At 72.0% G+C, this 13,955-nt stretch carries 12 protein-coding genes and 1 pseudogene; 10 read left to right on the top strand and 3 right to left on the bottom strand.

What is annotated here, in order from left to right; all coding sequences use genetic code 11:
- The 5 genes from RM812_RS32575 to RM812_RS32555 form a co-directional block, all read left to right on the top strand.
- Positions 1 to 438, top strand: a 438-nt coding sequence (locus RM812_RS32575; RefSeq protein ID WP_311580801.1) for a tyrosine-type recombinase/integrase, incomplete at its 5' end; no start/stop codon positions are given.
- Positions 439 to 467: 29 nt separating this feature from the next.
- A complete protein-coding gene (gene pcaDC, locus RM812_RS32570) occupies positions 468 to 1,808 on the top strand; it encodes a bifunctional 3-oxoadipate enol-lactonase/4-carboxymuconolactone decarboxylase PcaDC (RefSeq protein WP_311580798.1) in 1,341 nt (446 codons plus the stop codon).
- A gap of 43 nt (positions 1,809 to 1,851) precedes the next feature.
- Positions 1,852 to 2,487, top strand: coding sequence for an MBL fold metallo-hydrolase (locus RM812_RS32565; RefSeq protein WP_311580794.1), 636 nt, complete (start codon positions 1,852 to 1,854; stop codon positions 2,485 to 2,487).
- Between the two features lie 55 nt (positions 2,488 to 2,542).
- Positions 2,543 to 3,322 (top strand): exodeoxyribonuclease III, encoded by a 780-nt coding sequence (locus RM812_RS32560; protein WP_311580792.1) that lies wholly within the window; start codon positions 2,543 to 2,545, stop codon positions 3,320 to 3,322.
- A gap of 69 nt (positions 3,323 to 3,391) precedes the next feature.
- The gene (locus tag RM812_RS32555) at positions 3,392 to 3,799 is read left to right on the top strand and encodes a DUF6278 family protein (protein WP_311580788.1); all 408 of its coding nucleotides are present in this window, start codon (positions 3,392 to 3,394) and stop codon (positions 3,797 to 3,799) included.
- Positions 3,800 to 3,836: 37 nt separating this feature from the next.
- On the opposite strand, the gene RM812_RS32550 is transcribed toward RM812_RS32555, so the two are convergent.
- Positions 3,837 to 4,589 (bottom strand): hypothetical protein, encoded by a 753-nt coding sequence (locus tag RM812_RS32550; protein ID WP_311580785.1) that lies wholly within the window; start codon positions 4,587 to 4,589, stop codon positions 3,837 to 3,839.
- Positions 4,590 to 4,707: 118 nt separating this feature from the next.
- On the opposite strand from RM812_RS32550, the gene ggt reads away from it, so the two are divergent.
- Positions 4,708 to 6,510, top strand: coding sequence for a gamma-glutamyltransferase (ggt, locus tag RM812_RS32545; RefSeq protein WP_311580782.1), 1,803 nt, complete (start codon positions 4,708 to 4,710; stop codon positions 6,508 to 6,510).
- A 72-nt stretch (positions 6,511 to 6,582) separates the two neighbouring features.
- On the opposite strand, the gene RM812_RS32540 is transcribed toward ggt, so the two are convergent.
- Both RM812_RS32540 and RM812_RS32535 read right to left on the bottom strand, forming a co-directional pair.
- Positions 6,583 to 9,111, bottom strand: a complete 2,529-nt coding sequence (locus RM812_RS32540; protein ID WP_311580779.1) for an ATP-dependent Clp protease ATP-binding subunit — start codon at positions 9,109 to 9,111, stop codon at positions 6,583 to 6,585.
- A gap of 213 nt (positions 9,112 to 9,324) precedes the next feature.
- Positions 9,325 to 9,674, bottom strand: a pseudogene (locus tag RM812_RS32535) (type I methionyl aminopeptidase); the annotation flags it as partial.
- An 89-nt stretch (positions 9,675 to 9,763) separates the two neighbouring features.
- On the opposite strand from RM812_RS32535, the gene RM812_RS32530 reads away from it, so the two are divergent.
- The 4 genes from RM812_RS32530 to hydA all read left to right on the top strand — a co-directional run bounded on the left by RM812_RS32530 (position 9,764) and on the right by hydA (position 13,946).
- Entirely contained in the window at positions 9,764 to 10,015 is a 252-nt protein-coding gene (locus tag RM812_RS32530; RefSeq protein ID WP_311580776.1) for a helix-turn-helix domain-containing protein, read from the top strand.
- A gap of 157 nt (positions 10,016 to 10,172) precedes the next feature.
- Positions 10,173 to 11,015: a nitrilase-related carbon-nitrogen hydrolase gene (locus RM812_RS32525; RefSeq protein ID WP_311580773.1), complete on the top strand. Its 843-nt coding sequence runs from the start codon at positions 10,173 to 10,175 to the stop codon at positions 11,013 to 11,015.
- Positions 11,012 to 12,295, top strand: coding sequence for an aspartate aminotransferase family protein (locus RM812_RS32520; protein ID WP_311580771.1), 1,284 nt, complete (start codon positions 11,012 to 11,014; stop codon positions 12,293 to 12,295). Before RM812_RS32525 ends, RM812_RS32520 begins: the two co-directional genes overlap by 4 nt.
- A gap of 247 nt (positions 12,296 to 12,542) precedes the next feature.
- A complete protein-coding gene (gene hydA / locus RM812_RS32515) occupies positions 12,543 to 13,946 on the top strand; it encodes a dihydropyrimidinase (protein ID WP_311580769.1) in 1,404 nt (467 codons plus the stop codon).
- Positions 13,947 to 13,955: the final 9 nt, after the last annotated feature.

Below are 13,955 nucleotides of genomic sequence, written 5' to 3'. Positions count from 1 at the left end.
GAAGGACCTTGGAGAACCCGACCACCGCGCCGGGTCTCCACCATGTCCCAACACCGAAAACGCGTCAGCCACCCGGCAGTTCCCCCTCAACGACACCTCATCGCCCCAACCGAAACGGCGAGGCTAGCGGTGGGCGAAGGCTACCAGGGCGCGGGCTACGTGCTCGTGGACGAACTCGGGGCCGCGCTGAACGGTCGGCAGCTCCGGGTGCGAGCCTACAAAATCATGGACGAGAACGGCCTCCGCAGGGTCCGTCTGTACGATGCTCGGGCGTCTTGCCTCACGTACCTCGCCAACAACGGGGTGCCGGATCACCTGCTCGCCAGGTGGGCTGGGCACACCAACGTGAAGACGACGAAGAAGTGGTACGTGAAGCCGGACGTGGCGGACCTGCTTCCGGCGGCGGAGGCGTGGGGAGGTCTCGCAGGGGGCGTGTGACAGATCGTGACAGATGAAGGTGTGAACCCGTGACCGAAGGCAAGACCGAGACGCTGCAATACCGCTTTGACGGGCCAGAACACCTACCAGTCCTGATCCTGGGGCCGTCCCTCGGTACCACATGGCACATGTGGGACCGGCAGGTGCCCGAGCTGGCGCAGCACTGGCGGATCTTCCGTTTCGACCTGCCCGGACACGGCGGCGCCCCCGCGCACCCGGGGGGCTCCGTCGCCGAGCTCACCACGCGTCTGCTGGCCACGCTCGACGGACTCGGCGTGCAGCGCTTCGGCTACGCGGGCTGTGCGTTCGGCGGCGCCGTCGGTATCGAACTGGCCCTGCGCCACCCCGAGCGCCTCGCCTCCCTCGCGCTGATCGCCGCCTCGCCGCGTTTCGGTACGGCCGACGAGTTCCGGCAGCGCGGTGTGATCGTCCGGACGAACGGGCTCGACCCCATCGCCCGCAGCGCGCCGGAGAGATGGTTCACCGGCGGGTTCGCCGCGGCCCAGCCCGCGATCACCGAGTGGGCCGTGCAGATGGTGCGGACGACCGACCCCGGCTGCTACATCTCGGCCTGCGAGGCGCTCGCCGCCTTCGACGTACGCGGTGAACTCGGCCGCGTCGGCGTCCCGACCCTGGTCCTCGTCGGCTCCGACGACCAGGTCACCGGCCCCGCCGAGGCGCGCACCCTGGTCGCCGGCATCCCGGACGCCCGCCTCGCGGTCGTCCCCGGCGCCTCCCACCTGGTCCCCGTCGAGCAGCCCGCGGCCGTCACCGACCTGCTGGTGCGGCACTTCAGCACCGCCTGGCAGATCGCGCACGACACCTCCACGGGCCAGATCGCCGTCCCGGCCGTCCACGCCACCGCGCCCGCGGCCTCCACCGCCCCGGTCCAGCCCGCCCTGATGACCGCGCCGGTACCGCCGCAGGCCGCGCCCGTCGCCGAGATCGCCCCGGCCGTCGTTCCGGCGCCGGTACCGGGGCAGGGGCGGACCGACCCGTACGACGCGGGGCTCAAGGTGCGCCGTGAAGTGCTCGGCGACGCGCACGTCGACGGGGCGCTGGCGCAGGCGGACGAGTTCTCGGGGGACTTCCAGGAGTTCCTCACCCGGTACGCGTGGGGCGAGATCTGGGACCGGCCCGGTCTCGACCGTCGCACCCGCAGCTGCGTCGCCCTCACCGCCCTCGTCGCCGGCGGCCACCTGGAGGACCTCGCCTCCCACACCCGGGCCGCCCTGCGCAACGGTCTCACCCCGGGCGAGATCAAGGAGGTGCTGCTGCAGGCGGCCGTCTACTGCGGCGTACCCGCGGCGAACAGCGCCTTCCGGGTGGCGCAGCAGGTCATCCGCGAGGAGACCACACCGCCGGAGTGAGTCCTGTCGGCCGCGTGCCGGGGCACGGCGGCAGGATGGGGGCATGAAGCTCACCAAGAAGTCGCACGCCTGCGTCCGCCTCGAGAAGGACGGGCGGACGCTCGTCCTGGATCCCGGCGGATTCAGCGAGGAGGACTCCGCCCTCGGCGCGGACGCCATCCTCGTCACCCACGAGCACCCCGACCACTTCGACGAGCTGCGGCTGCGGGCCGGGATGGAGGCCAACCCGGCCGCCGAGATCTGGACCCTGAAGTCGGTCGCAGAAAAGATCTCGGCGGCCTTCCCGGGCCGCGTGCACACCGTCGGCCACGGCGACACCTTCACCGCCGCCGGTTTCGACGTACAGGTCCACGGCGAGCTGCACGCGGTGATCCACCCGGACATCCCGCGCGTCACCAACATCGGCTTCCTCGTGGACGGCGGGAAGGTCTTCCACCCCGGTGACGCCCTCACCGTCCCCGACCACCCGGTCGAGACGCTGATGCTCCCCGTCATGGCCCCCTGGAACAAGATCTCCGAGGTCATCGAGTACGTCCGCGAGGTCGGGCCGCAGCGCGCCTACGACATCCACGACGCGCTCCTCACCGACCTCGCCCGGCCGGTCTACGACCGTCAGATCGGCGAGCTGGGCGGCTCCGAGCACCTGCGGCTGACCCCCGGCGACTCGGCGCGTCTCTGAGGCCCCCGCCCCGGGCGGGACCGGGCTGTCAGTCCCGCCCGGTAGGTTGTGGGGCATGCGCATCGCGACCTGGAACGTGAACTCGATCACCGCCCGCCTGCCGAGGCTCCTCGCCTGGCTGGAGAGCAGCGGCACCGACGTGCTGTGCCTCCAGGAGGCCAAGGTCGCCGAGGACCAGTTCCCCTTCGACGAGCTGCGCGAGAAGGGCTACGAGGCGGCCGTGCACGCCACCGGGCGGTGGAACGGCGTCGCGGTGCTCTCCCGCGTCGGCCTGGCGGACGTGGTCAAGGGGCTCCCCGGCGATCCCGGCTACGAGGGCGTGCAGGAGCCCCGCGCCATCTCCGCCACCTGCGGCCCGGTCCGCGTCTGGTCGGTGTACGTGCCGAACGGCCGCGAGGTGGAGCACCCCCACTACGCCTACAAACTCCAGTGGTTCGAGGCGCTGCGCGCCGCCGTCGCGGGCGACGCGACCGGCAGCCGCCCGTTCGCGGTGCTGGGCGACTACAACGTCGCCCCGACGGACGACGACGTCTACGACCGCACCGCCTTCGAGGGCTCCACCCACGTCACCCCGGCCGAGCGCGCCGCCCTCACCTCCCTGCGCGAGGCCGGCCTGTCCGACGTGGTCCCGCGCCCGCTGAAGTACGACCACCCGTTCACCTACTGGGACTACCGGCAGCTCTGCTTCCCCAAGAACCGCGGCATGCGCATCGACCTGGTGTACGGCAACGCGCCCTTCGCCAAGGCGGTCACCGACTCCTACGTCGACCGCGAGGAGCGCAAGGGCAAGGGCGCCTCGGACCACGCGCCGGTCGTGGTGGACCTGGACGTGTAGGCGCTGTCCCCGCCCCGGTCCCTGCGCGCCCTGTGGTGCGTACGGCGGTACGAATGACAGTCTGGAGGTATGAACTTCCCCTTCCTGGGTAAGCGACGCGAAGATCACCGGACTCACGACGCCGAGGGCATCGGTGACCTGCTCGCCGACTGTGATCTGCTGCGCTCGCAGGCGTCGCGGGAGGGTGTCCGACTCGACGACTCCGCTCTCTCGCTGGAGCAGCTGGACCAGGTGCTGCCGCGCTGGCGGGGCGACGAGGAGATCCTGACCTGGCTCGGCAACGACGCCGGTCTGTACCTCGGCACCGTGATCGTGCGCACCGTTCCCGGCGCCGCGTGGTTCATCCGGTCCGACGGGCAGCCAGTCGTCCGGCTCTCGTCGGGCCGGGAGTTCGACGTGGTGGCGTCCGGCCACGAGTGGGCGACGGACGGCGTCCCCGAGCTCTCGCAGCTGTACGGCGAGGTCGCGGAGGTGTGACCCCTCGGCCGGGTGGTACCGGCGCGGGCCAACGCCCTCAGGCCCGGTGGGAGTTGCGGGGGACCGGGGACGGCAGCGGACTCGTCGCCGCCCGGGTCACGTCCCCGACCAGCTCGACGAGATCCGGGCCGTACGCCTGCGAGTTGACCACCTTCAGCAGCAGCACGAACGAGTTGTCGCCGTGCTTGCGCGCCAGTTTCTCGTGGTGACGGGCGAGGTAGCGGGTGGCGGCCTGGTTGGTGATCGCGCGCTGGCCGCAGAACAGGAACGCGGGCCGGGCCTCGCGCCGGTCCCCGGCGGTGAGGCGGGCCAGCAGGACGTACTCCGTGACGCCCGCGTCCATCCGGTAGCGCTCGCCGCCGATCTGGAAGGCGCCGCGGTCCGGACCCGGCTCCGGGTCGATGTTGACCCGCACCCCGGGCAGCATGGCCGCCATGTGGGCCACCATCCGGCGATTCGACCCCGGACCGCCCACGCAGAACTCCGTACGCTCGCCGAAGCCCTGGTGGACCATGTCCTGGGTGACCACCTGGACGTGCGCGCCGCAGTCCTTGACCAGTGCGGACAGCTCCAGCAGCGCGAAGACGTCGAAGCGGTGGACCGCGGGTTCCGAGGCGGCGGGGTCCCGGTTGACGACGAGCAGCGACTCGGAGCCGTCCGGCAGTCCGAAGAACGCCTGCTTGCGGCGGAGTCTGCGCTTCCAGAGATAGGTACGGGCGAGCCAGCCCAGCGTGGCGCTGATGCCCGCCGCGACCAGGCCGAGGACGATGTTGCGTACGTCGTCAGTCATGGGCGCGCATGCTAGCGGGCCCGGCGTACCGGTGTTCGACGGGCCGCGGCGAAGATGTTCCTGACGCGGCCATGACGATGAATTAAGCTGCTCGAACGGTCTTTCCCTGGAGGTGCGCATGCGTCGCCCTGTCGCACGGAAACTGACGGTCCTGGCGGTCTGGGCCGCCGTGGTGTCGGTGGGGGCGGCGGCGCCGCCGACCGCCCAGAGCAGACCCGCCGCCCCGAAGACGCCGGTCGCCGTCGGGTACGGCGGCGCGGTCGCCAGCGTCGATCCGGACGCGTCCGCCGCCGGCATCGAGGTCCTGCGGGGCGGCGGCAACGCCGTCGACGCGGCCGTCGCCACCGCCGCCGCGCTCGGCGTCACCGAGCCCTACTCCGCCGGCATCGGCGGTGGCGGTTACTTCGTCTACTACGACGCCACGTCCCGTACGGTGCGCACCGTCGACGGGCGCGAGACCGCGCCGCTGACCGCCGACGAGGGCCTCTTCACGGAGAACGGCAAGCCGCTCGCCTTCGCCGACGCCGTCACCAGCGGCCTCGCCGTCGGCACCCCGGGCACGCCCGCCACCTGGCAGACCGCCCTCGACAAGTGGGGCACCCGGAAGCTCGGCTCCGTGCTCGGGCCCGCCGAGCGCCTCGCCCGGCACGGCTTCACCGTCGACGGGACCTTCCGCTCCCAGACCGCCGCCAACGAGCAGCGGTTCCGCCACTTCCCGGACACCGCCGAGCTGTTCCTGCCGGGCGGTGAGCTCCCGGTCGTCGGTTCCACGTTCAAGAACCCGGACCTGGCGCGCACCTACAAGGAACTGGGGCGCGAGGGCGCCGGCGCGGTCTACCACGGCGAGCTCGGCGAGGACATCGTCGCCACCGTCAACAAGCCGCCCCTGGACCCCGACTCCGGCTGGAACGCCCGTCCCGGCGACCTGTCCGCCAAGGACCTCGCGGCCTACGAGGCCAAGCTCCAGGCGCCCACGAGGACCTCGTACCGCGGTCTGAACGTCTACTCCATCGCCCCCTCCTCCTCCGGCGGAACCACGGTCGGCGAGGCCCTCAACATCCTGGAGCGCACCGACCTCTCCAAGGCGAGCAAGGCCCGCTACCTGCACCGTTTCATCGAGGCGAGCCGCATCGCGTTCGCCGACCGCGGGCGCTGGGTCGGCGACCCGGCCTTCGAGGACGTACCGGCGAAGGAACTGCTGTCGCAGCGGTACGCCGACTCCCGCGCGTGCCTGATCCGGGACGACGCGGCGCTCACCAGCCCGCTCGCCCCCGGCGATCCCCGGCACCCGGCCTCCTGCGCGGGCGGCGGCACGGCGGCGCCGACGACGTACGAGGGCGAGAACACCACGCACCTGACGGTGGCCGACAAGTGGGGGAACGTCGTCGCCTACACGCTCACCATCGAGCAGACCGGCGGCAGCGGCATCACCGTGCCCGGCCGGGGCTTCCTGCTCAACAACGAGCTGACGGACTTCTCGTTCGCCCCGGCCAACCCGGCCGTCCACGACCCGAACCTGCCCGGTCCCGGCAAGCGCCCGCGGTCGTCGCTCGCGCCGACCATCGTCCTGGACCAGCACCACAAGCCGGTCGTGGCGGTCGGTTCGCCCGGCGGCGCGACCATCATCACCACCGTTCTCCAGACGCTCACCGGCTTCATCGACCGCGGACTCCCGCTCGTCGACGCGATCGCGGCGCCGCGCGCCAGCCAGCGCAACGCCGCCCAGACGGAGCTCGAACCCGGCCTCTACGACAGCGGCCTGCGGGAAGGGCTGGAAGCCCTCGGGCACTCCTTCAAGGCCAACCCCGAGATCGGCGCGGCGACCGGCGTGCAGCGGCTGCCGAACGGCAAGTGGCTGGCCGCCGCCGAGAGGGAACGGCGCGGCGGCGGCTCGGCGATGGTGGTGCGGCCCCACCGGTAGGGCCTCCGGGCAGGGCTCAACGGGCAGGGCTCAACCGGCAGGCCCCCGGCAGCGCCCGCCCGGTAGCGCGGGTCACGACTCCGGGGCGGGCTGCCGCGCCGTACGGAAGGCCAGCCGCCCGTCCTCGACGTCGACCGTCACCCGGCCGCCCTCCGTGACGCGGCCGTCGAGCAGCAGCCGGGACAGCTCGTTGTCGACCTCGCGCTGAATGGTGCGGCGCAGCGGGCGGGCACCGTACTCGGGCTGGTAGCCGCGCTCGGCGAGCCAGTCCACGGCGGCGTCGGTGAAGTCGACGGTGACGTCCTGCGCGTGCACCATGCGGCGGGTCTGCTCCAGCAGCAGGCTGGTGATCTGCCGCAGCTGCTCGCCGCTGAGCTGGCGGAAGACGACGATCTCGTCGATGCGGTTCAGGAACTCGGGCCGGAAGTGCTCACGCAGCGGGCGCAGCACCTGCTCGCGCCGGGCCTCCTCGTCCGCCTCCGAGCCGCCGGCGCCGAAGCCGATGCCCGCGCCGCGCCGGGTGATCACGTCCGAGCCCAGGTTGCTGGTCATCACGACGACGGTGTTGGTGAAGTCCACCGTCCGGCCCTGCGAGTCGGTCAGCCGGCCGTCGTCCAGGACCTGGAGCAGGATGTTGAAGACGTCCGGGTGCGCCTTCTCCACCTCGTCCAGCAGGAGCAGCGAGTACGGGTGCCGACGCACCACCTCGGTGAGCTGACCGGCCTCCTCGTGGCCGACGTAGCCGGGCGGGGCGCCGACGAGGCGGCTGACCGTGTGCCGTTCCTGGTACTCGCTCATGTCGAGCCGGACCATCCGGTCCTCGCTGCCGAAGAGCGCCTCCGCCAGGGCCCGGGCCAGCTCGGTCTTGCCGACGCCGGTCGGGCCGAGGAAGAGGAAGCTGCCGATGGGCCGGCCGGGGCTGGCGAGCCCGGCACGGGAGCGCAGCACGGCGTCGGAGACGACCCGTACGGCCTCGTCCTGGCCGACCACCCGCTCGTGCAGGTGGGACTCCAGGCCCAGCAGGCGGTCCTTCTCCTCCTGGGTGAGACTGCTGACCGGGATGCCGGTCTGCCGGGAGACCACCTCGGCGATGGACTCGGTGCCGACCACCAGGTTCAGCCCCTCGTCGGCCTCGACACCGCTGTCGGCCTCGGTGATCCGCTGCTTCAGCTCGGTGATCCGGTCGCGGAGCTGGGTCGCCTGCTCGTACTGCTCGTCCGCGACCGCCTGGTCCTTGTCCCGGATCAGCTGCTCGAGCTGGCGCTCCATGGTCCGTACGTCCGTGCCCTTGGTGCGGGCCCGCAACCGCACCCGGGCGCCGGCCTGGTCGATCAGGTCGATCGCCTTGTCCGGCAGCCGGCGGTCGGTGAGATAGCGGTCGGACATCTCCACGGCCGCCACCAGCGCCTCGTCGGTGTAGCGGACCTGGTGGTGGGCCTCGTAGCGGTCGCGCAGTCCGCGCAGGATCTCGATCGCGTCGGCGGTGGTGGGCTCCGGTACCAGGATCGGCTGGAAGCGGCGCGCGAGGGCCGCGTCCTTCTCGATCCGCCGGTATTCCTCCAGCGTGGTGGCGCCCACGATGTGCAGCTCCCCGCGGGCCAGAGCGGGCTTGAGGATGTTCCCGGCGTCCATCGAGCCGCTCTCGCCGCCGCCACCCGCGCCGACGACGGTGTGCAGCTCGTCGATGAAGATGATCAACTGGTCGGAGTGGGCGCGGATCTCACCCACGATGTTGTTCAGCCGTTCCTCGAAGTCGCCCCGGTAGCGGGTGCCCGCGACCACACCGGTCAGGTCCAGGGAGACCACCCGGCGGCCGATCAGCACGTCGGGCACGTCGCCGTCGGTGATGCGCTGCGCCAGCCCCTCCACGATGGCGGTCTTGCCGACGCCGGCGTCACCGATGAGCACGGGGTTGTTCTTGCCGCGGCGGGAGAGCACCTCGACGGTCTGCTCGATCTCCTCCTCCCGCCCGATCACCGGGTCGATCCGGCCCTGCTGCGCCAGGTCGGTGAGGTCGCGGCCGTACTTGTCCAGGGTCGGCGTGTTCGTGGCCCCGGGCCCCTCCGCGCGGCCCTTCGCGGCCTCCGGGGTCTCCGTCGGGAGCCCCGAGGGCGAGTACCGGGCGGCGTTCAGGATGTGCCCGGCGGCCGAGTCCGGGTTCGCGGCCAGGGCGCTGAGCACGTGCTCCGGGCCGATGTACCCGGTGCCGGAGGCGCGGGCCATCTCGTGCGCGTCCAGCAGGGCGCGCTTGACGGCCGGGGTCAGCGAGAGCGAGGTCGGCGGCGGGGCCTCGCCCGGCGGGTGTTGCACCGGGCCGGTCCGCTCGTCGATCTGCGACGCCAGCGAGTCGGGATCGGCGCCGGCCCGGCTGAGTAGTCCCCGGGTCGGCTCCGTGGAGAGCGCGGCCCGCAGCAGGTGCTCGGTGTCCAGGTCCCGGCTGCCGTGCTCGGCGGCGTATTGGGCGGCGCCCCGCACCAGCTCCCGGGCCGGCTGGCTGAGCAGCCTGCCGATGTCGATCTGCCTGGGCTTGGGCCCGCCGAAGAAGCGTGCCAGGAATTCCGCGAACGGGTCGCCCTCCGGGCCCATGAAGCCGCTGGTCATCGTTTCCGGTCCTCCGCTGCTTCGCTGATCGACGTGCCGGGGCCGGGTAACCCGGTCGGCGGGCGGTCATGCCCAACATGACACGTTCTGTGCCGGTGGGCATGTCCGGGAAGCCGGGCGGGCGGAGGGCTGCACGCGGGCCTCGTGCGGGCCTCGCGGAGGATCTCAGAGGCCGGCGCGCGACGTCAGGACGCGTGAGCCGGCCTCGTCGATCGCCACGGTGCGCTCCCCGCCGGCCGCGTCCTGCGGCGCCCCGCAGGCGACGGGGACGAGGCCGCCGACGCGCGCAGCCGTAGCCGTCCGACCGGGACGCCGGGCACGATCGCGTCGTTCACCGAGGCGCGGATGACGGCAGGGGAAGGGGCCGGCGGGAAGGAGGGCCGGTAGCCGAGGAGCGGCGAGCCGGCGCACGCCTCCCGCGGCACGTCGTGCGCCACCGCGTCCGGCTCCAGCAGTGACACGCCCACGTCCGCGGCCTGGCGCACGGCGGTCGGGGCGCGCGCGACGGGCCGGCCGACCGCGTGCATGGCGGCGAACGATGTGTCCGTCTTCGGTTCCACCATGCCCATGCCCATGCCCCCTTGCCCATTCCCCTTACTGAACCGGTATTTGAATTGGGGGCCGTACGGGAACCCGGTATTAGAATGACGGCATGGTACGCACCCCCCTGACCCCCGAAGAGCACGAGCGCGGCGAGCGGCTCGGGCGCCTCCTCCGCGCGGCCCGCGGTGAACGGACCATGACGGAGGTCGCCGCCGAGGCCGGCATCTCCGCCGAGACCCTGCGCAAGATCGAGACCGGCCGGGCGCCCACCCCCGCGTTCTTCACGGTGGCCGCGCTGGCCGGCGTGCTGGGGCTGTCCATGGACGAGCTGGCGGGGATGTGTGTGCCCGCCGTGGCGTGAGAGCGGTGCGACTCACCCACAGGAGTGCGAAACATGATCGACACCGCGCCCTGACGACGATGGTCTTGGCAAGCCCGTCCGGCCGGGCTTAGGTTCGTCCCTCTACGGCCCGCTCTACGGGCGTAGAGGCTCTGACGTCGTGTCGAAGGAGCAGCTCATGGCCAACGTCGTACGTGCCGCTCTCGTCCAGGCGACCTGGACCGGCGACACCGAGTCCATGGTGGCGAAACACGAGGAGCACGCCCGAGAGGCGGCCCGGCAGGGTGCCGAGGTCATCGGGTTCCAGGAGGTCTTCAACGCCCCCTACTTCTGCCAGGTCCAGGACCCCGAGCACTACCGCTGGGCGGAGCCGGTGCCCGACGGTCCGACCACCCGCCGTATGCAGGCCCTCGCGCGCGAGACCGGCATGGTGATCGTCGTCCCCGTCTTCGAGGTGGAGCAGTCCGGCTTCTACTACAACACCGCGGCCGTGATCGACGCCGACGGCACCGTCCTCGGCACGTATCGCAAGCACCACATCCCGCAGGTCAAGGGCTTCTGGGAGAAGTTCTACTTCCGCCCCGGCAACCTCGGCTGGCCCGTCTTCGACACCGCCGTCGGCAAGGTCGGCGTCTACATCTGCTACGACCGGCACTTCCCGGAGGGCTGGCGGCAACTGGGCCTCGGCGGCGCCCAGCTGGTCTACGACCCGTCCGCCACCCACCGCGGCCTCTCCGCCCACCTGTGGCGGCTGGAACAGCCCGCGGCGGCCGTCGCCAACGAGTACTTCGTCGCCGCGATCAACCGGGTCGGGCAGGAGGAGTACGGGGACAACGACTTCTACGGGACGTCGTACTTCGTGGACCCGCGCGGACAGTTCGTCGGCGAACCCGCCAGCGACACCAAGGAGGAACTCCTCGTCCGCGACCTGGACTTCGACCTCATCGAGGAAGTGCGGCAGCAGTGGGCCTTCTACCGCGACCGCCGCCCCGACGCCTACGAAGGGCTGGTGCAGCCGTGACCAAGGACCTCTTCGGCCGTCACCGCGCCGTCCTGCCCGACTGGCTCGCCCTCTACTACGAGGACCCGCTGGAGATCACGCACGGCGAGGGCCGGCACGTCTGGGACTCCGCCGGCAACAAGTACCTCGACTTCTTCGGCGGCATCCTCACCACGATGACCGCGCACGCGCTGCCCGAGGTGACCAAGGCGGTGAGCGAGCAGGCGGGGCGGATCATCCATTCCTCGACCCTCTACCTCAACCGGCCGATGGTCGAACTCGCCGAGCGCGTCGCCCAGGTGTCCGGCATCCCGGACGCCCGCGTCTTCTTCACCACCTCCGGCACCGAGGCCAACGACACCGCCCTGCTCCTCGCCACCGCCCACCGGCGCAGCAACACCATCCTGGCGATGCGCAACAGCTACCACGGCCGCTCCTTCAGCGCCGTCGGCATCACCGGCAACCGCGGCTGGTCCCCGACCTCCCTGTCCCCGCTCCAGACGCTGTACGTCCACGGCGGCGTGCGCACCCGCGGCCCGTACGCGCACCTGGACGACCGGGACTTCATCGACGCCTGCGTCGACGACCTGCGGGACCTGCTCGGCCACACCCGCGCGCCCGCCGCGCTGATCGCCGAACCCGTCCAGGGCGTCGGCGGCTTCACCTCCCCGCCCGACGGCCTGTACGCGGCCTTCCGCGAGGTGCTGCACGAGCGCGGCATCCTGTGGATCGCCGACGAGGTGCAGACCGGCTGGGGCCGCACCGGCGACCACTTCTGGGGCTGGCAGGCCCACGGACGCAGCGGACCGCCCGACATCGTGACCTTCGCCAAGGGCATCGGCAACGGCATGTCGATCGGCGGCGTCATCGCCCGCGCCGAGATCATGAACTGTCTGGACGCCAACAGCATCTCCACCTTCGGCGGCACCCAGGTCACCATGGCGGCGGGCCTCGCCAACCTCACGTATCTGCTGGAGCACGACCTCCAGGGCAACGCCCGGCGCGTCGGCGGACTGCTCCTCGAGCGGTTGCGGGCCGTCGCCGCCCAGGTGCCGCACGTGCGCGAGGTGCGCGGGCGCGGGCTGATGATCGGCATCGAGCTGACCCGGCCCGGCACCGACACGGCCGCCCCCGAGGCCGCGTCCGCCGTGCTGGAGGAGGCCCGCGCGGGCGGGCTGCTCATCGGCAAGGGCGGCGGTCACAGCACCAGTGCCCTGCGCGTCGCCCCGCCGCTGTCCCTCACCGTCGCGGAGGCCGAGGAGGGCGCCGCGATCCTCGAACGCGCGCTGCGGAGCCTGTGACCGCCGTGCGCTGAGCGGAGGAGCGCCGCCATGACCACCACCTGGGGGCCGGCCCCGTCGGTGGGACAGGTCCTCACCCCGGAGCGGGTGCTCGCCGGACGGCCCGGGTGGGGGCCGTCCGCGACCGGTCGGCCACCTGGCGCGGCCGGGCCGCGCACGACTGGTTCGCTCGCCGGTGGCGGGCCCACCGCGACCGGGCCCCGGGAACGTACGCCCCGCTGACCGTGCCCTGACAGAAGGGAACACCATGAGCAGCCGTACCGTCATCCGCGGTGGCCTCGTCGTCACCGCGTCCGACGAGATCCACGCCGACGTCCTGATCGAGGACACCCGCATCGCCGCCCTCGCCGCGACCGGCACACCGGCCGCCGAGGCCTTCACGGCCGAGCGGGTCATCGACGCGACCGGCAAGTACGTCGTCCCGGGCGGCGTCGACGGCCACACCCACATGGAGATGCCCTTCGGCGGCACCTACGCCGCGGACACCTTCGAGACCGGCACCAGGGCCGCCGCCTGGGGCGGTACGACCACGATCGTCGACTTCGCCGTCCAGGGCGTCGGCCACTCCCTGCGCGAGGGCCTGGACGCCTGGCACGCCAAGGCCGAGGGCAACTGCGCGATCGACTACGGCTTCCACATGATCGTCTCCGACGTGAACCAGGAGACGCTCAAGGAGATGGACCTGCTCGTGGAGGAGGGGGTGACCTCCTTCAAGCAGTTCATGGCGTATCCCGGCGTCTTCTACTCCGACGACGGCCAGATCCTGCGCGCCATGCAGCGCGCCGCCGGGAACGGCGGGCTGATCATGATGCACGCCGAGAACGGCATCGCCATCGACGTCCTCGTCGAACAGGCCCTCGCCCGCGGCGAAACCGACCCCCGCTACCACGGCGAGGTCCGCAAGGCCCTGCTGGAGGCCGAGGCGACCCACCGGGCCATCAGGCTCGCCCAGGTGGCCGGCGCACCGCTGTACGTCGTGCACGTCTCGGCGCAGGAGGCGGTCGCCGAGCTGACCCGGGCCCGCGACGAGGGCCTGAACGTCTTCGGGGAGACCTGCCCGCAGTACCTGTTCCTGTCCACCGACAACCTCGCCGAACCCGACTTCGAGGGCGCCAAGTACGTCTGCAGCACACCGCTGCGCCCGCGCGAGCACCAGGCGGCGCTGTGGCGGGGGCTGAGGACCAACGACCTCCAGGTGGTCTCCACCGACCACTGCCCCTTCTGCTTCAGCGGCCAGAAGGAGCTGGGCCGTGGCGACTTCTCCAAGATCCCCAACGGCATGCCGGGCGTCGAGAACCGGATGGACCTGCTCCACCAGGCCGTCGTCGACGGGCACATCAGCCGCCGCCGCTGGATCGAGATCGCCTGCGCCACCCCGGCCCGCATGTTCGGCCTGTACCCGAAGAAGGGCACCATCGCGCCGGGCGCCGACGCGGACGTGGTGGTCTACGACCCGCACGCCGAGCAGGTGATCTCGGCCGAGACCCACCACATGAACGTCGACTACTCCGCCTACGAGGGAAAGCGCGTCACCGGCCGGGTGGAGACCGTGCTCTCGCGCGGCGAGCCGGTCGTCACCGAGCGGGAGTACACCGGGCGCAAGGGGCACGGCGTCTACACCCCGCGCTCCACCTGTCAGTACCTCACCTGACCTCATCTA

The organism is Streptomyces lancefieldiae (assembly GCF_031845825.1).
Taxonomy (GTDB): Bacteria; Actinomycetota; Actinomycetes; order Streptomycetales; family Streptomycetaceae; genus Streptomyces; species Streptomyces lancefieldiae.
The sequence above is the reverse complement of the archived record's forward strand: the minus strand, read 5'-3'. Positions and strand labels throughout refer to the sequence as shown.